A 20,039-nucleotide genomic window follows, 5' to 3' on the forward strand; every position below is an offset into this window, starting at 1 on the left:
CTTGCTTCTTCCATAAGCACCTCCTGGTTCAAGTTAGCCTTAAACTCTTCACTAACCAATATAGTTCTGTCTACCGATTTCGCAACCTTTTTTTATGAAAATAAAATAAAATAATAATCCATATAACATAAATATAATCAATATCTTAACCCTTAATCATCCGGGAGAATGGCTTTGTGCCCACCAGCATCAAATCGTCTTCGGCACGGGTGATGGCTACGTACAGCATATTTCGGCTTTCGGGCCGGGTTTGGGGATAATTTTCCTCGGTAGGCTCGACAATACAGACCGCATCAAACTCCAGGCCCTTCACCTGATGAACATTGGTGACTATGATTCCGGGCTCAAAGGAAAACTGGTCCCGGTGGCCCAGGCGAAGCCCTTCGGGAATCATTTCATCCAGATCTTCTTTTAACTCCATCGCCTGCTTGGGAGAACGGCAAATGAGAGCTATCAGCTTGTTGGGTTTACCGGCTTGAACCGTCTCTACCCAATGAGTGATTGTTTCCAGCAGTTCGTCCTTATCTTCTACGTTTTGAAAGAGCGGTTTCGTCCCCTGCCGACCCTCCACAACTTTATTATCGCCTGCCACTCGGCTGGCGAGCGTCATGATCTGGGCTGTGCACCGGAAGGAGATTTCCAAACGGATCAAATCGCTTTCCTCAAGGTTCAGACTGTCGATGATTTTTTCCCAGCCGATAAATCGTCTGGCAAATAATATTTTCTGACTGACATCGCCAACGATTGTCAAATTGCGCCGGTCCTTGACCGCTTGCACCATGATGGCGAATTCAACGGGGCCAAAATCCTGAGCTTCATCAATAACCAAATGATCCAGCAAAGTGATCTCATCGTTTTTGCCAGGCAATCCACCGTTTTTAAGCTGGATATTATACAAAATCAAGGACATGTCGAAATAATCGAGGTTTTTATTTTTGCGATTTTTTTCCGTTCGGTCCCGCAAATATTCCAGGTGGTAATCAAGCTTTTGATCTGGCTTGAGATGAGAGCGCAAATGATCTGAATCGGCCAACAGATCGTAAATATCGTTTATATAGTCTTCCATTTTGCCCATCAGGGAGCGCAAGGAAATAAGAAGATCATTTTTATCCTTATCGGGTATTTTCGCGCCCTTGACCTCATGTATAAAGTTTCTGATCCGGGGGAGAACGGCGTCATCCCGCCCCTGGTCCCAATGTTTAATGAGGCTGGTCCAACGGGAAGAATTCTCTCTAATCCAGTGATCGGTTGTCTGCGTTTGTTTTTTCACCTGCCCGGCAATGGCCGACAGAATTTCTTCTGAGAATTTTATTTTTTCAACAAAATCAGGGAGCTGGTGGAATTTAAATAATGCCTTCCCCTTGGTTAACCTGCGAATGATCGAAAGCGCCCAACCGTTGAAGGTCGAAGTTTCCACATTATGGATTCCCATGGAAGGAAGCGTTGAATCCACGTATATCTGCAAAGACTTATTCATCACCAGGACGCGGGTTTTTTCGGGACTGGCAAAAGAATTTTCCTCATGCAGTAACCAGGCGAGGCGATGCAGGGCGACCGTTGTTTTTCCAGACCCCGCAGAACCTTGAATAATCACCGGACGATCGGGATCGGTGGTGATGAGTTCAAACTGATCTTTGGTGATTAGAGACAGTATGTTGGGAAGCTTTTTATCCGAAGAACCGACTTTCCGTGACCGGTGCGCGGCAATTTCCGCATCGACATCCAGTTTTAGCCACCCGTTATCACTCCAGTGATACACGGCTTCCGGAGTATCTATCTGAACCAGTTTTCCTCCTTCGATCTGATAAGAACGTCGCAACTTGATTTTACCGCTACGCTCCCTTTCATTGATTTCCTCGAAAAATTCTTCTCCCTGCTTGTAATTGAAATAGAGAGCGGAGATCGGACCGTTACGCCAATCGACTATCCCCGATTCAATGTTGCTCTTTTTTCCGATCAGAAAAGCCACTTCCTTACCGTCATCCTCGGAGGTCACCACCCGGCCAAAATAGGGCTCGCGGATCAACTCTAACAACGTTTGATCGCTTTCCTTGCGAATATCGGAAATCCTATGGGCCACGGCCTCATCTGAAACCAACGGCTGTCTTTCCTCATGATTCCATTCGCCGACCATTTGTTGCGTCAACTCCCGCGCCAGAATATTGGCTGATATTTTAGAAGCCTGCACCTGAGGGAGTTCCTTGCACAATGATTCTATAGTCCTGCTAAAAAGAGTTTCCTCTTCTTCAATAAGCTTTTTTTCGTCTTCCGATAGTTCCATTCTAATTCCTGTCACGTGATAGGCAAAAATCCTGTAAATTCCAAGACCTGAACCCATTAATGTAGATTAGATACTCCCGTGCGGTCAATGGAAAAGTCGAAATTTTAAGGGTTAGTTTTATCGCCCCCCTATCCTCGAAACTTGCCCTTTCAAACTCTGCCAGAGTTCTATATGATAAAAGGGAATTTTTGTATGTATTTTAAGCCCAAACACTTATCGCTTTTCAGGAGCAATCATGAAAACCTATGAAGATCTGGCGGGAGATGGCGGTTCCAACATCATCAGCCAGGTGGTGTCCCAAAGGGAGAAACTCCGCTCCCGGCTGGACAAAATAAAGCACAAGGTCGCTTTAATGAGCGGCAAAGGCGGCGTTGGTAAAAGTTCAATAACAGCCAATATTGCCGCTTGTCTTGCAGATCAGGGTCACAGCGTCGGAATTTTAGACGCGGACCTGAACGGCCCTAGTATCGGTCATCTGCTTGGGGTGGGAAATGAGCGGAAACTTGAAATTGACGAGCAAGGGATTCAACCCGGAGCGGGAGCTATGGGTATCAAAATCATGTCTATGGATATGCTGGTGGCCAGCCCGGACACTCCGGTTATGTGGACCGAGGATGGAGGAGCCACATCGACTTGGGTCAGTACCATGGAATCGACCGCGTTGCGTGAACTTCTGGCCGATACCAACTGGGGAGATCTCGATTATCTATTGATAGACATGCCGCCGGGAAGCGATCGTATCGACAATATTCGCGACTTGATTCCTGAGTTGGCTGGTGTGGTCGAAATCACCATCCCTTCTCTGCTTTCTCAGCACATCGTTTCCAAGTCCATCACCAAGAACAATACGATGGGCGTTCCCATCATCGGGCTGATCGAAAACATGGCCACCTACGTGTGCCCGCATTGCGATCAGGAAGGAAAACTGTTTGAGGGCCAGGACGTTGAAAAGCTGACGGAAAGAAAGGGGATCAACTATATCGGAAAGATTCCTTTCGATACCCGAGTGTCCAGAAAAACAGATTCAGGAACATTATTTTATGCCGAGAACAAGGATTCCATAACGGGGAAAGCCATCGCCTCGGCAGTCAACTACATAACGAATTTTATAGAAAATAAATCCTAGGGGGAACGATGAAATTTCTTTGTATACCTTGCGATGCACAGATGGAAACTCAAACCGACGGCATCATGCCGGATGAGTCTAAAAATCTGTCCATGAAATTTAAGTGCAAAAAATGCGGCCATATGATCGCCATGCTGACCAATAAATTTGAAACCGAGTTTGTCAGCAAACTGGGGGTCGAAGTTGGCGGCGCTTCCAGTGTGGGAACGGGACCTCTCAGCATGGTTGGCTCGCAACTGGCCCAGGCTAAAAAAGAACTCGATAAGGGCAAACCGGAAGACAATCTCGTGTGGTCGGAGGAAGCTCAGCTACGGATCAAAAAAGTACCGTTTTTCGTCCGCAACATGGCGAAGAAAACCGTGATCAACTTTGCCCTCGAAAAAGGTGTCACCCTGATCGACGCCAAGTTAATGGATGAAGTCCGTGAAAAAGTGGGAATGTAACAGCTTACACATGCGACGGTTTCGCCCGGAATTGTAATCAAAACGTCCTGGCGAAACCGTTACCAGTCCGCGCAGTATTTTTTGGGCGACCGATGCAACATTTTTTGCTTGAAGGCATTACAGATGAAAAATAAACCATCGTTCAGCACCTTAGTAAATTCTCTAACAGGTTGCTGAAAAACTATTTTTGGGACCTTAAAATGTTAATTTCAAGTTTACTGTTAATTTAAGAAAACCAGTAGCACAGCCTGGAAAGGCTGTGCTACTTAAAAGCAAAAACCTGTAAAACTTAACCCGCTGACGGATTTTTCTCTTTTTCAGCAACCTGCTAATTCCCCTTGTAGTTCATATAATGCCCCCCTTTTTAGTTCCTCTTTACAGGGCCATAAAAAAATGGAACCTTTTGCAGGGGCCATCCTTGACCAGGGTCTGGAAAACCTAAGGAACAGTTTGGAACAGGACATTAGAAAAACAGAAATAACCGGAACAATCCGAGGAAAAAATACTCTGAGGCGGGACGAGTCCTCGTAATATACGGGTTCCATGAAATGAATTAGGCGGGGCTTCGTGGCCTCGCCTTTTTATTTTATGAACCTCTTTTCACAGTTGGAACAGCGCAACGCCTTAAAATATGCCATTTAAACACATATGAAATGCACCCTGATGAAACCCTCGCCCTCTTTACCAATCATTTTAGAAACCGTTCTGAAGGGCTGGCCACGCGCATCATCTACGGCAAAAGGCTCAATGCGAGCCTTCCTCCTTCTCGTGCTGAGACCCCTCTTCCCTGCCGCTCATCATAGGATTTTCTGCCGGTCGTCCGAGTGATTCATTGGCGTGTTTGAGAGCTTCGTTATAATGCTTCAACGCCTCATTCGCATGTTTCAGGGATTCTTCGGCGTGCGTTTTCAGTTCTTCGCTGGCATCCGGCATTTTCAAGCTGAATTCCAAATGTTTTACCATCTCTTGAAGGTGGAGATAGCCTTCTTCTCCATGACCTAAACCAACGCTGGCGTGAGCTCCCGCTTGCGCCCAACTCATCGACACCACTGATAAGGAAAAAATAATACCCGCTACCCCAATCAACCCACGTTGCAAAGTTCTATTCATGATTCATCCCCTGTATAAGGAATATTATGTTTGATTTTAATAACCTTTATTTAACCGCGTTTGAGTCATCGTTCGCAAGAGGAAATAATTCAGTGAGAGCCGAGGATTGCATAACGGTTGTATATAAAAATCCTCCCCTCGACCAAAATTGAAATATAACAAACTCTAATTTGTTCAATCCCCCCCTTTTTTTAAAGGGGAGACAATAAAGCCCCCTTTTAAAGAAGGGGGTTTGGGGGATTTGGAGCCTACCCCCCTCACCTCAATCCGTCACTTGGCAAGTGCTCCTTCAAGGGGGTGAGGAAGAAATCCTTAACGATGGCGAGTACTGTCCATAAACCCATTGAACGTTCATATTGAGTCCAGCCCCAGGCTGGTTGGGTCCAGCGTCACGCTGGGCAACAAAAAAAGCCCCCGGAGAAAAATCTCCAGAGGCTTTTTGAATGGTTTCTTTTCAAAAACTTTACACTTGGGTACGCAATACTTCTTGGTAAGCTTCGACTATTTTGTTGCGCACCTGCATGGTCAATCGAAACGCCAGATCGGCCTTGTTGACGGCGATCATGGTTTCGGTGATATTCCGGGTCTCACCGGAAACAAAGTCCTTGATAGCCGCATCAGCTTCTTTTTGCAGATTATTCACCTTCTCCAGCGATTGGGTGAGGGTATCCGCAAACGAGGGACCGTTCTGCCCGTTTTGAGAATCACTTCGCAGTTCGATCTTGCCGACCGCGCCGGGGCCTTGCAGAGCCTTCAGATTGCTTTGGATGGTGATATCTTTCACGACTTCTTACCTAATATAAATGGTTGCTACCAAGTTAATCCCTAAACCTGTTTTTGTCAATCTATACCTGTTTCGGCTGTTTCACCGAAATCAATTAACTAATTATTGCGACGCCGATTCGGTGATGGCGCTTCTAACTGACGATCCTCGCTTCATCATCATTTGCGTTACCGCATTGAAGTCGATCTGGTTCTCTGCCAGCTTAGCCATTTCATAATCGATATTCACATTATTGCCGTTTGATTTTGCCAGGTGCCCCTCTTCATAAGGAAGAGCAGAAATACCCTGGACCGCTGTCTTACCCGGCCCGAAGTGTCTCTCATTCGTTGTGCGCAAATTGAGTTGAGAGCTACTGCCGATGGCGTCCCGCAACTGACTTTTAAAATCCACATCGTGCGCCTTATAACCGGGAGTGTCCATCTGCGAGATATTATTGGAAATCAGAAGATGTCGACTGGAGTTGAAATCCAGACTCTTTTTCATCATTGCAGGAACGGTATCTGAAAATAATAGTTTATCAATCAGCATGGCATCCTCATTATTGTTTAGTCGCTATATACAAAGCAAAATACGCGCCATATCGGCCGCCACCCTACTTATTTTTTACTAAAAAAATTCATTTGAATATTAACGATTTATATCATGAAATCGGCATTATCGGAACCACGAATTTGCGTGCCACAAATTTTTGGGAATTTATTTCCCAACCTCAGGATGATAGAGAGAAATATCTTCCTACCTTGCAATTAAGCGAAATGCATTAACAAAAAAACCTGGTTACCGACACCGATTACAAAAATGAAACTTATTAGTTTTGTGAAATTCATCTCTAAGACCGTTAAAGTATCGTATGACTAAAAACCTTGGAGTCACATAAGGACACCTCTAAAAATTAGTTTTTAAGTGGCACGGGCTTTCCAGCCCGTGCGAACAGGCTGGAAAGCCTGTCCCACTATAACAAAGACACTTCTTTGAATTGACGATATAAGAACATTTAGTCAATTTTTAGAGGTGCCCATAATTTCTGGATAAATCCTTACAGCAACCTTCACCCCTTGAAACAGCAATAAATATCCGTATAGCAAATATTACCTTTACCTTCCCTATAATATCAGCTAAACTGTAACAAATAAAGACTTCCTTACAACCCAGAAAAGTTATTATGGACGAACGGGTAAAAACCCCTTAGAATGGCAAAAATGAGGACTTTTCCTCGCCGATTACCTGTCTTCTATGACACTATTTCAGTGTTGAATTAAGAAGAAATGATTGCTTGTTCGCTGGTATTCAGCATATACCAGACCCGAACTTTGGAAACCTTCCCTAACCCACTAAATTTAATTCATTATCTATTGACCCACTTTCAATTAACCCTATTTAGGAGAAAAAGATGTCCACAGCCACTGCTGCTGAAAAATTTAAGGTAAAAGACCTCTCACTGGCTGAATGGGGCAGGCAGGAGATGATTCTTGCTGAAAAGGAAATGCCCGGATTGATGGCCCTGCGCGATAAACACGGAAAATCCAAACCTCTTAAAGGAGCAAGGATTGCGGGCTCTCTGCACATGACCATTCAAACCGCCGTTCTGATAGAAACCCTGATCGAACTTGGTGCCCAGGTCCGATGGGCATCCTGCAATATTTTTTCTACGCAGGACCACGCTGCAGCGGCAATTGCTAAAGCAGGTATTCCTGTATTCGCCTGGAAAGGTGAAACCGAAGAAGAGTATTGGTGGTGTACCGGGCAAACCCTGTTGTTTGATAATGGCCAGGGCCCTAACATGATCCTAGACGATGGCGGCGATTTGACCTGCTACGTGCATAAAAATCACCCGGAATTTCTCGCCGATCTAAAAGGCGTTACCGAGGAAACCACAACCGGCGTACACAACCTATACAAGATGTTGAAGGACGGGTCTCTAAAGCTTCCGGCAATGAACGTCAATGACTCCGTCACCAAATCCAAATTCGACAACCTTTACGGTTGCCGCGAATCTCTGGCGGATGGCATCAAACGGGCCACAGACATCATGATTGCGGGAAAAGTAGTGGTGATCGCAGGTTATGGGGATGTGGGTAAGGGTTGCGCCAGGGCCATGCGCGATCTCGGAGCCCGCGTTCTGGTGACGGAAATTGACCCCATTTGCGCCCTGCAAGCCGCCATGGAAGGATACGAAGTGACCACCATGGAAGAAGGCGTGAAGGAGGGAAATATTTTCGTCACCACCACTGGCTGTAAAGATATCATCACCATTGGACATATGGAAGCGATGAAAGACGATGCTATTGTCTGCAACATCGGTCATTTCGACATTGAGATTCAGGTAGAACAACTGAACAAATTCCCCGGAATCAAAAAAATCGAAATCAAACCGCAGGTGGACAAATATACCTTTCCGAAGGGGAACAGCATCATCCTGTTGGCCGAAGGAAGACTTGTCAACCTCGGTTGCGCTACCGGACACCCTTCCTTCGTCATGTCCAACTCCTTCACCAACCAGGTGCTGGCGCAGATGGAGTTGTACAATAATAAATACGAAGTTGGCGTTTACACCCTTCCAAAAATACTGGACGAGGAAGTCGCCCGGTTGCATTTGGACAAGCTTGGCGTCAAGTTAACCACCATGACAAAGGAGCAGTCGGAATATTTGAATCTCCCGCTTAAAGGCCCGTACAAACCGGATACGTACCGGTACTAGAAATTTGTACTGGGAGTCGCGCTGAGTTTGTCGAAAGCTGACTTTAAATTGAATCTGTTTAATACTAAAACGGCGTTCCTAAGGAGCGCCGTTTTTTTATACCTGTTTTCAATCTCCACTTTTTTCAGGTAAAACGGAAATAGCTCTTCCGTATCAAATGCCATTAATATAAGGGTACCTCTAAAAATTAGTTTTTAAAAGGGAATTGAACATTGTAAAGAGTTTCTTAAATCAGTGGCACGGGCTTTCCAGCCCGTGCGAACAGGCTGGAAAGCCTGTCCCACTATAACAAAGACACTTCTTTGAATTGACAATATAAGAACATTTAGTCAATTTTTAGAGGTGCCCATAAGAATTACTTTTTTTTAATCACTGACAGGAAACAACATGGGTCGTCACCTTTGCCAAAGAATATTATGAGTCCGGTCTGGCCGCGACATCATATATTCAAAAAGCGCATTGGGTGGTTCGCCGTTATATTCTTTCTTACCGTCTCATTTCCGGCACAACCGAAAACTGCAATCATACCGGACATGGTTCTGATCAAAGTAAATTGTTTCACGATGGGAAGCGAGGAGTTCGTGGCGAGGAACCAGAGCATAAAGTATGCCTCAATTCTTTTTACCTGGGGGTTTACGAAGTCACTCAAAAACAATTCAAGAAAGTCATGGGTTGCAACCCATCTCATTTCAAGGGACCCAACCTGCCGGTTGAAAATGTCTCCTGGCCTGAAGCAGACGCCTATTGCCGGACTTTCGCCGGCCCACTTCCAACCGAAGCGGAATGGAAATATGTTGCCCGGGCGGGCTCTTCCACCGCTTATTCATGGGGCTGGGACATGGACGATACATTCGCCTGGCACCGGGGCAATTCCAAAAATATGACGCATCCCGTCGGGCAAAAAAAGCGAACTCTGCAGGCATTCACGATATGAACGGCAATGTCTGGGAATGGGTTGGCGACTGGTACCGCGAAGATTATTTTGAGACGAGCGCCGTAGCCCAACCGGTGGACAACCCGCTGGGCCTAACCACCGGACAATTTGTCATCCTTCGCGGCGGCTCCTTCGAGGATGAAGCATATTTTCTCAGATCCGCCTCCCGCTACTGGTACCCGCCGACCTTGAAGCACCACAACCTGGGGTTTCGGTGCGCCGCCAACCCCATGGAAATCAAAGAGGGGAATCTGCAATGACCGTCAAAAATGTTTTTTTCCTGACGGCCTTTTTTTAGCCTTCCTTCTGTGTTCACAAGTGGGTTGGGCGGAAACGGAGGAACTTCTGCACACGATAACGAGCGGAAAATCCCCCATGCATGACAAAAAATTCAACGCCGCCTATGTAAAAAAGGAGTTCGAAGTGACCCTCGACAAACCAGGTTTTTACGATTATTTTTGCGAACTGCATCAGGCCATCATGCGCGGCGTGATCATTGTTGAAGAAGCGGGATCGCCTCCATAAACTGCCAATCATAATTCATCATCATTTTACCTCGCCAATCGCCCTTTGTATCAATTCTGCTGGTGGAACGCCCTTTAGCATCCCATTTTCATCGTATACTCTACATTTTTTGCTATATCCTTCTGATGTGGATTCGTGTGTATCATCAATATCTTTTCCGTTTATACGAATGGTTGGGGAACCGGGGAATTTTAACCCTTCTGCCATTGCATCCGATTCGACCTGAATCATTTTAACCGGCGATTCAATTCCTTCTTTTCTTAGAATCATTTTAAGAAGATTCAAAGCCGGTTGGTAACTCGCACATCCATCAAAATATAAAAATTCAATTTTCATTTTTTTAATAAAGGGTGCTCTTGTATAAAATCTTGCATCCAAGGAACAATACGCTCGTGCGCATCTTCCACCACGTAATGACCGGCATCCTGCAACTCATGCACTTCTGCTTCAGGGAAATATTCCTTCCAGCGCTGTAAAAAATGATCGTTGAAACAGAAATCCTGCTTGCCCCAGATGATCAACATGGGCCGGTCGTTGAACTGGTGTAAATTTTCCTGGATGGATTTAACGACCGGGTAACTAGGGATTCCCGGATGCATGGGAATATCTTGAATGAACCGTAAAATCCCAATACGATTGGCATATGTATTATACGGTGCCAGATAACCTTCTCGGACTTTTTCAGTCAATCGTTCGCGGTGTACGCAGGCGCGGGCAAAAGCCCCCCGCACAAACGCATTGCACAGAAGAATCGCTATCGGGCCCAATACCGGAAGCCGACAGAAATTGATACTTGCGGGAATATGGTCGGACAAAAAGGCGGCGGTATTAAAAACAACTATTCGGGCAATTTTTTCAGGATTGCGAACTGCAAACCCCATCCCGATCGCCCCACCCCAGTCGTGCAGAACCAGGGTGATATTTTTTAATTGCAGGGAATCGACCAGGGTTTCCAGATTTTCAATATGCTGGGAAAGTGTGTAATTGTATTTAAATGGTTTTTCGGAAAATCCGCAACCGATATGATCTGGAACCACACAGCGGTATTTATCTCTCAATCCAAGCACCAGATTGCGATAATAAAATGACCACGTGGGATTGCCATGCAACATCAGCAGAACCTCCCCTTGGCCTTCGTCCAGATAATTGTAACGAAGTGCCCCAAGATTCAGTGACCGGGCCTGAAAAGGATAGAGTTCTTCGAATTGTTGAAACCGGATCACCACTCGATACCTAACATGAGGCTATTGAGTCCACTGCCGATCCCCAGAAGAGCCGCGTGACTCCCCTTCTGCAAAACGCCCTGCTCTTCTCCCATTGCCAGGGTGACGGGAAGCGAGGCAGACCCGGTATTCCCCAACGTTTCCAGGGTGGTGAAATCCTTTGCCAGATCCATTTCAATAGTTTCTAAAAGGAGTTTTCGGTGCATCGTTCCGACCTGATGGCAGAACACACGATCCACATCGTCATTTTTCCAGTTCATAGTGCGCTTAAAAGATTGCCAGGTTTCCCCGGCCAAAGCACAGCCTTCCTTCATCAAAGTCTCGGAATCGGTATCCATTAAAGGGGCCCCTTTAAAACTGCTTCCGCTGCTCTCACTTCCCCTGCACAGATCGTTGAACTGGGTTGCGGCAAAGGAGACTCCTCCCAACAACCGATGGCCCGTTTGTGATATGTTTTTGTGCGTCAGCAGAACACCAACCGCCGCAGAGCCTATGGTCAGGGAAGCGAAAGACTTTTTAATATCTTTGCGCGTCACCCCAGGGGTTGAAAGAAGAGTTTCGATGGTGTTGAAAACCAGGGGTCCGCCATTTTCTCCGGCCACCACCAATCCTGCCTGAATGTGCCCAAGCTCAATCATATTGGCAATGTGCACCATGCCGTTGAGAACTCCCAAGCAGGCATTGGATATGTCGAATACCTGCGATTCTTCTGGTAATCGCAAATTATGGTGGATCAGGGAAGCGGTCGCAGGCTCCAGGAAATCCCTGCAAACCGAACCGCTGATCAGGCACCCGATCAGCGAACGGTCGATTCCGGATTTCGCCAGGACCTTCTCTCCGGCAAGCGTGCTGATTTCGCTCGGCATCACTCCTTCATCCCAAAACCTGCGCTCACGAATTCCCGTCATCAACTGAAGACGACCCAAGGGAAGTTTTAATTTTTCGTATAAGGGCGCCATCCGGTTTTCCAGATCTTCAGAAGTGATCACGCTATCCGGCAAATGGTAGGCCAACGCCTCAACATTAACGTTATTAAATCGCATGCTCTCCCATTTCCATTTTCCTCCTCAAGTCTTCAACAAGGCAAGGTTTTATACTTTGAATTAGTCGGTTATAAAAATAAAAGGACATGAGGACTTACTTATGAGTTACCGTTGGAAGGATTCTTTCCGTAGCGAATGGGAAAATCCAGTTATTTTTCGAAAAACATAGAGGGGGAAATAATCTGAGATAACTTTAATAATTAATCAAATGGTGCGGAGGGACAAATCAATACTCCGATCAATCACCGCCACCACAGTCCCCGCCGCCTGCATCATTGTCATAAAAATCACTTCCACCGCTGTCCATTCCCCCACTTCCAGAGCGGCTTTTACTAAAACCATATTGCCGTGGCGACTTCACAATATCCGTTAAAAACCGAAGCAACAAAACACAATATATAAAAAAAGCTAAAACCAACCATTTCCAGTCAAACTGGTTCAACTGGGGATATTGAATGTAGGCCCAAATCAGGATGGGAAAACCCAATAGAGTGATTATGAACTTCATTAATCAGCCTTTGAAAAACAGTAAGTGACAACCTATTTTAAGGCTTTTCTGCGGGAAATCTAATTTTATCCTAATAACGAGGTCGTTTGCCTGTTACCAATAAAAAAGCCCCTGGCGTTGATTTTTATCAACAGCCAAGGGGCTTTTAAATTTCTTAAACAATATAAACCTGCTTTTCTAGGCCTCTACCTTTTTTTTGGGTAGAAAATCTTCCAACCCAGCGCCACCGGCAATGGCGTCTTCCATCAACTTGACCGATACAGCGATTCCCTTTTCACAAACTTCCAGGGAAATATCTTTAATATTATTGGCTCCTGCATAGCCCATGACCCGTGTTTCAGTATTGTCACGCATGAAGCCTTTAGGAACCCGTTCCAACCGCTCCAAAGCTTCCTTGGACCAGTTAAAATCTTCCGGAAGAAAAGTACCGCCAAACTCCATGACTTCCTGAATCGTTTTTGGAGTGCCATTGGTCTTGCCATTGGTCTTGCCATTGCCATTAACATTTTCCTTGATGGCTTTTTCATTGACGATTTTACTGGCAAACGCGACAGAGACAGCGGAAATTTTCTGGATGCGTGCATTCTTCTCGATCCTGGCCTGAGCTCTGCGCCGCACATGACCTTCAGGAAACCCTTCCAGATAAGCCAAAGCTTCCTGCGTCCAGCTGACTTCCACGTCATCGAAAGTGGTGAAAGTGGTGACTTCCTTCTCTTCGGCTTCATCGGGCTTGAACTCTTCCTTGTCGATCGGTAAAAATCTCTCTGATGTCGCGCTGCAAACTCCGCACTTGACAACATCTCCCCTCAAAATAGATCCACAACTGGTGCACTTGAGAGTGACTTCCTCAGCGCTTTTCCCAGCATGAGCTTCCATCATTTGTTCTTTCAATTTACCAAGAACTTCAGGGCTGCCGGGGTCCATGCCTTCCTTCTGCATGTTTTCCCCAATTTGCCGCATGGCCTGCATGGCTCCGGCGGGCAGGATATTTTGCACCGCTTCTGTGATGACACTGGACGTGATCATGCTGTGTCCTCTTTCCAGGGCATACCGCAGGATGGCACTGGTGGCCATGGGACGAACAAAACCGGGAATCTTTAGCAAGCGTTCCTTGGCTTCCGCTGTCCATTCGATGCTTTCCTCAGCCTCCATTTCGATCGGTGGCTTGAACACCTTGCTGGACAGAAAAACGTTACACGGAACGAGACGCAAAAGATTTTCTGTGTTTCCGCCAATGTCCATGTCAGGGGAACTGTGCACTCCGATGCGACCCAGGATCAAGAGGTACGGGTTTTCCTCACGGGCATATTGCAAAACTTTTTCAAAAACCTTTCCATCCAACAGACGGATGGTGCATTCGAGCCCCTCTTCTTCCACGAGTTTTTTAGAGATTTCCAAATGAGCCTGATAGATCTTGGCCAGCCCTTTATCGATGATGTCCTCATGCAGTTTTTCCTGTTGCTCAAACTTGAAGACTTTTCCAGCTTCCTTAGTGAGAACACCGGTGAGACTGTTGAACATCGCGTAGTGGAAATAAGGATCAAAGGTGGAAATAACTTCCAGGGGGCGATTCAACTGTTTGGCCAAATCGATAGCTGTTTTCAATCCGCCATAGGCATGACCGCTACCATCGACGGCAACCACGATTTTTCCGCTGGTCGCTTTTTCCCCATGCAATGCAGGAAGATTTTTGACGACAAGCGTATCCGTTTGAATGCGGCGGATGACCCGTTCGGTAACTGTACCCATCTGGCTGTCCCGGATGGCTCCCAATCCCAAGGCACCTATGATCACCAGATCGTAATCCGACTCCTTGATATCCCGAACCAGTTCGATCCAGTTCCGGCCCTCAAGCGATTTCCCCACGAATTTTAATTTCTCTTCCGCACACCTTCTCTTGGGGACTTCCAGATAAGAATCGGTGATGACTTCCATACCTTTTGTGATCAACTGGTCGTGAATGTTTCGCTGTTTTTCGAGCTCCTGTTCATCCTGGTATTCTTCTGGCAAACCACTTTCCATTTGCCGGAAACGGACATCATGCATTTTCGCCGCGTACACGTGGCTGGCGGTGATGGTGGTTTCGCCTTGTTTTGCAAATCCCAGAGCCAGTTCAATACATTCGTTTGAATAATCAGAATTGTCTACGGGCAAATAAATATTTTTAAACATTTGGTTTATCTCTCCCTCACAACTTCCATAAAAATAAGGCGTTTGCTCGTCAAATGACAGAATAGAGTCGTTGTATATACGATTAATTCTTCTAACAGCAAAGAATATAAACTTGGAAATTCGGTCGCTACTTGTTGACGGATTCTAACAAATTATACCACTCTGTCAATGATAAAAGACTGTTGGTTAGCACTGTATTTCCAAACCTTTACTGGCATTCCAAATCATCCTGAAAACTTGAAAAGGGAACTTGTTTTGATTAAGAGACTAATATTTAGCAATAAGTCCCAATTTTTTAAAAACTTTTACATTCCGCCGAAATATTCAAACTCATTGAAAGTTTGTATCGAACGGCAATATCGGCTCACCCCGAGCAAAGATGTTTTGCCTCCCCCATAAATTTTAGCTAAAATACCCCGGCTTCTCCAACTTCATGAAAAATTAAATACCCCAGCTACACAAAAACCGTACACTTTAAAACAATAGAAACTTGTTCTCCGGAAATCATTCAAAAAAAAACCGGATATCGTATAACTCCTTGAGGAGGGTTTGATGTTATTTGCCAGTAAAGATGAAATAACCAGTCAATTAAAAGGCGTTTTGGAGCAGAGCAACGGCAGGGTCAAACTGGAAAATGCCGACAAGCTCCGAGGAGACATCATCGAAATGCTGGTGGAAAACGCTATCTTTAATGAAGATAAAGAAACCAAGGGAGTCGCAAGATACCTTATCAAATCGGCGGCATTGCAGATGGGCATCGTCCCCGCCTCCATTCAGGAGCTGTATGACGCCAGAGGCCGTGGGGAAAATAAAGGGTACACAATGCCCGCATTGAACGTTCGCGGGATGTCTTACGACATGTGTCGCGCCATTTTCAGGTCGGCGCATAAGGTCAATTGCGGAGCGTTGATATTCGAGATCGCCAAATCGGAAATCGGATACACCTTCCAACTCCCTCACGAAGTGGTGCCGGTGATCCTGGCGGCGGCCATTAAAGAAAACCACAAGGGCCCCGTCTTCATCCAGGGGGACCATTTCCAGGTCAACCCAAAAAATTACGCTTTGGACCCGGATAAAGAAATCAATGAGTTAAAGGACCTCATCCGCCAAGGCATCGGTGCAGGGTTTTACAATATCGATATCGACACCTCCACCCTCGTGGATCTCAGCCAGCCTAATGTAAAGGAAGAACAACGGCTGAATTTTGAAGTGGGAGTGAAATTGACCCGCTATATCCGTCAACTGGAACCGGAAGGAATCACCATCTCCGTCGGCGGCGAAATTGGTGAAGTCGGCAAGCAAAACAGCACCGCGGAAGAACTGCGCGCCTATCTGGATAATTTCAATGCAAAGCTGATTGAAAAAGGCGGCGACAAGGGTATCAGCAAGATTTCCATTCAGACCGGCACCAGTCACGGCGGCGTTCCCCTGCCCGATGGAACAGTGGCGGATGTGAACCTGGATTTCGATACCCTGGAAAAATTATCGAAAATCTCAAGAGAAGACTACGGCCTCGCCGGAGCGGTTCAGCATGGCGCGTCCACCCTGCCCAAAGACATGTTCAACCGATTTCCCGAGCTTGAAACCTGTGAGATCCATCTGGCGACGAGTTTCCAGAATATGATCTACGACAGCAATCATTTCCCCGCTGATTTCAAGGAGGAAATCTACAAACACCTGCGGATTAAATTTGCCGACGAAATGCAAGACGGCATGACAGACGAACAATTCATCTATAAAACCCGTAAAAAAGGATTCGGCGAGTTCAAGCGCAAGTTCTGGGATTTACCAAAAGCAGTCAAAACCGAAATCGGCAAAGAACTGGAAGCCGAGTTCGATTTCCTGTTTGAAAAGTTGAACGTCCAAAACACCGTAGAGATGGTGAAAAAAACTGTAAAGCCGGTACCTGTTGCACCTGATCTGGAAGCCGAAATCGCCGCCTGCTAGCAACATTCAGGCTCTCCCTTCCGTGAAGGAGAACTTTGCGTAAGTCGAGAATCTTCATGGAGTTTGCCCTGAGACTATTCTATACGTCATCGCGAGCCGCAAAGCGGCGTGGCGATCCAGGATTCTGGATTGCTTCACTTCGTTCGCAATGACGGGTTATGCAAAGGTCTCTGACGAGAAGGGAGTTTGGGGGATTTGAAAAAATCACCTAATAAAAGCAAACCCTTTTCTCACCGCTGCCTATTAATAAACCACAATGTATCAGCCCAAAAAACCCTTTACAAATCCCCTATAATTTGATATTTCTAGAAGTATGGAAATATATATCGCAGTATCAGCCCTATCCGCTCTCGCTCAGGAGAGTCGTCTGGAAATATTCCGCTTCCTGGTGCAGGCCGGGAAGAACGGGGTCCCTGCCGGGAAAATCGGCGAACGGCTGGATATGCCGCTTTCTACCCTGTCCTTTCATCTCAATCAATTAAAGCAGGCCGGGTTGATTCTCTGCCGCCGCGAGGGGCGGACTCTATTCTATTCCGCCAATTACTCATCCATGAACGACCTGATGGCCTACCTCACTGAAAACTGCTGTCAGGGTCAGGCGGAGGACTGCGAAGTTTCTGCCATGTGCGCTCCTGAAGGCAAAGGGAAATGAGATTTCTATAAAAAAACGGAAGCCCCTCATCCCAACCTTCTCCCCAAAGGGGAGAAGGGGTGTCCTCCTCTCCTCTATTGGAGGAGAGGGATTGAGGTGAGGAGGGATCTTGATAATTTTACATATTTTCCAAACGCTCATCTGGAGTAAGGCCACAGAATGAAAACCACCCCCTTGAACATTCTCATCCTCTGCACCGGTAATTCTGCGCGCAGTATCATGGCGGAAGCCCTCATCAATAAATACGGCGGCAAACGGTTTCGCGCCTACAGTGCCGGAAGTCACCCTGTGGGCAAGGTCAATCCCGTGGCTGTCGAATTACTTTCAGCGTATGGCCATCCGATGGACCATCTGAGAAGTAAAAGCTGGGACGAGTTCACACTGGACTCAGCACCGGCGATAGACGCAGTCATCACCGTTTGCGACAACGCGGCAGGCGAGGTTTGCCCGGTCTGGCCGGGAAACCCCGCTACCGCCCATTGGGGCATGGAAGACCCTGCGGCGTTTAAAGGACCGTTTCACGAAAAAATGAGCCTGTTCGAGAAGGTCTATCGGGAACTGGAGCGGCACGTCGAGCGACTTATCGCCCTGCCCCCAGATAAACTCAGCCCCGGTGAATTGCAAACAAGTCTTAAGGAAATTGCAAAATGAGCGCGGCTTGTGGAAAGCAAAAAAGTGCCTCTATGGGAGGATTTGAGCGTTATTTGACGCTGTGGGTCTTTCTCTGCATTGTGGCAGGCATCACGCTGGGCCATTTCCTGCCGCAACCGTTTCAGGCTATCGGCAACGCCAAAATATTCAACGTCAATATTCCGGTCGCCATATTGATCTGGGTCATGATCATCCCCATGCTGTTGAAGGTAAACTTCCGCGCTTTGCACCAGGTGCGTTCGCATTGGAAAGGCATCGCCGTCACGGTATTTATCAACTGGGCGGTCAAGCCTTTTTCCATGGCCTTTCTGGGCTGGTTGTTCATCGCCAACCTGTTCGCCGATTATTTACCCGCCGAGCAAATCGACTCCTATATCGCCGGACTCATCATCCTGGCCGCCGCTCCCTGCACGGCAATGGTGTTTGTGTGGAGCAATCTGACTAAAGGCGATGCCAATTTCACCTTGAGCCAGGTCGCCTTAAACGACGTGATCATGATTTTTGCCTTCGCCCCCATCGTTGCTCTGTTACTGGGCCTGTCCTCAATCACCGTCCCATGGGAAACGCTGTTCCTGTCTGTGGCGCTCTATATCGTTGTGCCGGTCATCGCCGCGCATTTTTGGAGAAACCAAATAACAAATGGTGCAGGCGAGGCGGCCCTGGAAAAAACTCTCAAAACCCTGCACCCCATTTCGCTACTATCCCTCCTTGCGATTCTGGTTTTACTTTTCGGTTTTCAGGGAAGCCAGATCATCGACCAGCCGATGATCATCGTGCTCCTTGCGATTCCGATAGTGATTCAAGTTTATTTCAATTCCGGGCTGGCTTATCTGTTGAACCGCCGGTTCGGGGTCGCCCATTCCGTGGCGGGACCCTCGGCTCTCATTGCCGCCAGCAATTTTTTTGAACTGGCGGTGGCGACGGCCATCAGCCTGTTCGGTTTTGAGTCCGGCGCCGCATTGGCAACCGTGGTCGGCGTGCTCGTGGAAGTTCCGGTGATGTTGTCCGTGGTCCGGCTGGTCAACAAAACGCGCGGTTGGTATGAAAGCTATAAAGTGACTGAAGCGCCAGCGTAACGCTGGACCCAATATAAACGTGCGATGGGTTTATGGGCCCTTGGGGGCTCGTGTACCCCTGCGGGGAATGAAGACAAAGGAAAGGATATCACAAGCACATCGAAAGGAGCCTTAAACTTATCCTTCCCACGTAGTGGGGCTAAACGTGCCAGCGCCGGGCGGCTTTGGCAAACTGCAATCCCCAATAGACCTGGGAACCGATGGCGGCAGGTGCAAGCAGATACGGCAACACTCCCAAAATAGCCAGCACCAGAGCAATGAAACAAAAATCACTGCGGACGGTGCGCGCGTTCAATACGAACCGATCCATGTTGGTGTCATCGTCTTTCTGTGCCGATTCGTCTGGAGCCAACTCCGTAGAATGCGGTTCGGATATATTCTTGTAGAGTTCGATGCCGTAATTGATACAACCTCCCGCCGAGGTGGCAACGCCCAGCCACAACCACCACTCCTGTCCCGTGGTCGCCGTCGCCCCCCACCCCAGACAAGCAAAGAAAACCGCGTGCACCAGCCAATCGACGAACGTGTCGAAGCGCATGCCGAAACGACTTCGCATATCTTTCAAACGGGCGATTTCACCGTCACAGTTATCGAGAACATAACAAATTAAAAACAAGATCGAACCAATCAGGATAGAAAGGTAATCCCCCGGCAGGCAGGCGATCCCCCCCGCCAACCCGAACACCAGAGAAATCGTCGTGATTTGATTGGGCGTCAACGGCGTGCGCACCAGCATTCGCGTGACCGGGTAAGAGAAATGCCGTACCAGAGGCAATGGAGCCACCGGAACTTCAAATTGATATGAATTGCCTGAATTGATATGCGACTCCATATAAAAAATAAACCTGGCCAAAAGACCAGGCCAA

General features: G+C 47.1%; 18 protein-coding genes and 1 pseudogene. 9 read left to right on the forward strand and 10 right to left on the reverse strand.

The window, feature by feature from the left end:
* Positions 1 to 145 precede the first annotated feature (145 nt).
* Positions 146 to 2,281 (reverse strand): UvrD-helicase domain-containing protein, encoded by a 2,136-nt coding sequence (locus O3C58_04850; protein ID MDA0691192.1) that lies wholly within the window; start codon positions 2,279 to 2,281, stop codon positions 146 to 148.
* Positions 2,282 to 2,516: 235 nt separating this feature from the next.
* Between O3C58_04850 and O3C58_04855 the strand changes: the two genes are divergently transcribed.
* A complete protein-coding gene (locus O3C58_04855; GenBank protein MDA0691193.1) occupies positions 2,517 to 3,407 on the forward strand; it encodes a P-loop NTPase in 891 nt (296 codons plus the stop codon).
* 8 nt (positions 3,408 to 3,415) lie between these two features.
* Positions 3,416 to 3,850 carry a PCP reductase family protein gene (locus tag O3C58_04860; protein MDA0691194.1) on the forward strand — a complete coding sequence of 145 codons (435 nt, stop codon included), beginning with the start codon at positions 3,416 to 3,418 and terminating at the stop codon, positions 3,848 to 3,850.
* Positions 3,851 to 4,594: 744 nt separating this feature from the next.
* On the opposite strand, the gene O3C58_04865 is transcribed toward O3C58_04860, so the two are convergent.
* The 3 genes from O3C58_04865 to flgB form a co-directional block, all read right to left on the reverse strand.
* On the reverse strand, positions 4,595 to 4,960 hold the full coding sequence (locus O3C58_04865; protein ID MDA0691195.1) for a hypothetical protein: 366 nt from the start codon (positions 4,958 to 4,960) through the stop codon (positions 4,595 to 4,597).
* Positions 4,961 to 5,423: 463 nt separating this feature from the next.
* Positions 5,424 to 5,744: a flagellar hook-basal body complex protein FliE gene (gene fliE / locus O3C58_04870; protein ID MDA0691196.1), complete on the reverse strand. Its 321-nt coding sequence runs from the start codon at positions 5,742 to 5,744 to the stop codon at positions 5,424 to 5,426.
* Between the two features lie 102 nt (positions 5,745 to 5,846).
* Positions 5,847 to 6,272: a flagellar basal body rod protein FlgB gene (gene flgB, locus O3C58_04875; protein ID MDA0691197.1), complete on the reverse strand. Its 426-nt coding sequence runs from the start codon at positions 6,270 to 6,272 to the stop codon at positions 5,847 to 5,849.
* Positions 6,273 to 7,134: 862 nt separating this feature from the next.
* Between flgB and ahcY the strand changes: the two genes are divergently transcribed.
* The 3 genes and pseudogenes from ahcY (at position 7,135) to O3C58_04890 (ending at position 9,901) form a co-directional block, all read left to right on the forward strand.
* Positions 7,135 to 8,442, forward strand: a complete 1,308-nt coding sequence (gene ahcY / locus O3C58_04880) for an adenosylhomocysteinase (protein ID MDA0691198.1) — start codon at positions 7,135 to 7,137, stop codon at positions 8,440 to 8,442.
* A 463-nt stretch (positions 8,443 to 8,905) separates the two neighbouring features.
* Positions 8,906 to 9,636: pseudogene (locus tag O3C58_04885) on the forward strand (formylglycine-generating enzyme family protein).
* A 115-nt stretch (positions 9,637 to 9,751) separates the two neighbouring features.
* On the forward strand, positions 9,752 to 9,901 hold the full coding sequence (locus O3C58_04890; protein ID MDA0691199.1) for a plastocyanin/azurin family copper-binding protein: 150 nt from the start codon (positions 9,752 to 9,754) through the stop codon (positions 9,899 to 9,901).
* Positions 9,902 to 9,922: 21 nt separating this feature from the next.
* On the opposite strand, the gene O3C58_04895 is transcribed toward O3C58_04890, so the two are convergent.
* The 5 genes from O3C58_04895 to O3C58_04915 all read right to left on the reverse strand — a co-directional run bounded on the left by O3C58_04895 (position 9,923) and on the right by O3C58_04915 (position 14,847).
* Complete coding sequence (locus O3C58_04895; GenBank protein ID MDA0691200.1) at positions 9,923 to 10,237, reverse strand: DUF2703 domain-containing protein; 315 nt, start codon at positions 10,235 to 10,237, stop codon at positions 9,923 to 9,925.
* Positions 10,234 to 11,127, reverse strand: a complete 894-nt coding sequence (locus tag O3C58_04900) for an alpha/beta fold hydrolase (protein ID MDA0691201.1) — start codon at positions 11,125 to 11,127, stop codon at positions 10,234 to 10,236. Before O3C58_04900 ends, O3C58_04895 begins: the two co-directional genes overlap by 4 nt.
* Positions 11,121 to 12,167: a 3-oxoacyl-ACP synthase III gene (locus O3C58_04905; GenBank protein ID MDA0691202.1), complete on the reverse strand. Its 1,047-nt coding sequence runs from the start codon at positions 12,165 to 12,167 to the stop codon at positions 11,121 to 11,123. The genes O3C58_04900 and O3C58_04905 overlap by 7 nt, the downstream gene beginning before the upstream one ends.
* A 204-nt stretch (positions 12,168 to 12,371) precedes the next feature.
* Positions 12,372 to 12,509 carry a hypothetical protein gene (locus tag O3C58_04910; GenBank protein MDA0691203.1) on the reverse strand — a complete coding sequence of 46 codons (138 nt, stop codon included), beginning with the start codon at positions 12,507 to 12,509 and terminating at the stop codon, positions 12,372 to 12,374.
* A gap of 343 nt (positions 12,510 to 12,852) precedes the next feature.
* Positions 12,853 to 14,847, reverse strand: coding sequence for a universal stress protein (locus tag O3C58_04915; protein MDA0691204.1), 1,995 nt, complete (start codon positions 14,845 to 14,847; stop codon positions 12,853 to 12,855).
* Between the two features lie 552 nt (positions 14,848 to 15,399).
* On the opposite strand from O3C58_04915, the gene O3C58_04920 reads away from it, so the two are divergent.
* From O3C58_04920 to arsB, 4 genes are all read left to right on the forward strand, one after another.
* Positions 15,400 to 16,794, forward strand: coding sequence for a class II fructose-bisphosphate aldolase (locus tag O3C58_04920; GenBank protein ID MDA0691205.1), 1,395 nt, complete (start codon positions 15,400 to 15,402; stop codon positions 16,792 to 16,794).
* Positions 16,795 to 17,107: 313 nt separating this feature from the next.
* Positions 17,108 to 17,446: a metalloregulator ArsR/SmtB family transcription factor gene (locus O3C58_04925; protein ID MDA0691206.1), complete on the forward strand. Its 339-nt coding sequence runs from the start codon at positions 17,108 to 17,110 to the stop codon at positions 17,444 to 17,446.
* A 159-nt stretch (positions 17,447 to 17,605) separates the two neighbouring features.
* Positions 17,606 to 18,097, forward strand: a complete 492-nt coding sequence (locus O3C58_04930) for an arsenate reductase ArsC (GenBank protein MDA0691207.1) — start codon at positions 17,606 to 17,608, stop codon at positions 18,095 to 18,097.
* A 32-nt stretch (positions 18,098 to 18,129) separates the two neighbouring features.
* The gene (gene arsB, locus O3C58_04935; GenBank protein MDA0691208.1) at positions 18,130 to 19,173 is read left to right on the forward strand and encodes an ACR3 family arsenite efflux transporter; all 1,044 of its coding nucleotides are present in this window, start codon (positions 18,130 to 18,132) and stop codon (positions 19,171 to 19,173) included.
* Between the two features lie 139 nt (positions 19,174 to 19,312).
* Here arsB and O3C58_04940 read toward each other — a convergent pair whose 3' ends face one another.
* A complete protein-coding gene (locus O3C58_04940; protein MDA0691209.1) occupies positions 19,313 to 19,957 on the reverse strand; it encodes a CDP-alcohol phosphatidyltransferase family protein in 645 nt (214 codons plus the stop codon).
* Positions 19,958 to 20,039: the final 82 nt, after the last annotated feature.

It is taken from the genome of Nitrospinota bacterium, assembly GCA_027619975.1.
Classification (GTDB): Bacteria; Nitrospinota; Nitrospinia; order Nitrospinales; family VA-1; genus JADFGI01.